General features: G+C 67.7%; 1 protein-coding gene. It reads left to right on the top strand.

Annotated elements, in window-relative coordinates; all coding sequences use genetic code 11:
* Nucleotides 1-311 precede the first annotated feature (311 nt).
* Nucleotides 312-631 (top strand): ATP-binding cassette domain-containing protein (locus G7A99_RS23560; RefSeq protein ID WP_163144483.1); only part of this gene is annotated, 320 nt, incomplete at its 3' end.

Here is a 631-nt window from a genome sequence, read left to right as displayed (position 1 = left end):
GGCGGGCCGACGGCACGAATCCCGGATGCATCCGTTCCAGGTACGGCTCCAGGCCGCCCGCCTCCAGCAGTGCCGGCACGGGGACGGTCACGTCCGAATCCGGTGCCTCCGCGGCCACGAGCCACTCGCCGTAGGCCGCGAACTCACCGGGAAACAGGGGCTCGAGAGCGGGGATCACGGCGGTCGCTCGATCAGTAGTGGCGTTCGGGAGAATCAGTCTATCGCCTTCCTGCGCAATTGATAACCATTCCCGTTATGGCTATCATCGACACGGTTCCCACTGGGCAAGCGGACAGCAGGCGGACGCGGACGTGTTTGAGGTCAAGGGGGCGAGTTTCGAGGTCGAGGGCCGGCGCATTCTCCAGCCCACCGACCTTTCGCTGGAAGCGGGTCTTGTCTACGGGCTGATCGGGCACAACGGCTCCGGGAAGTCGACCCTGGTCAAGCTTCTCGCGGGGCAGCATTCCCCCTCCGGCGGCATGATCCGCTTTCAGGGCCGTGAGCTATCGCGCTGGGGCGGGCGCGCCTTCGCACGCGAGGTGGCCTACCTCCCCCAGCGCCTGCCGGACACCGAGAGCCTGACCGGCCGCGAGCTGGTGGCCCTGGGACGCTATCCGTGGCACGGCCTGCT

This window comes from Arhodomonas sp. KWT (assembly GCF_010993615.1).
The sequence above is the reverse complement of the archived record's forward strand: the minus strand, read 5'-3'. Positions and strand labels throughout refer to the sequence as shown.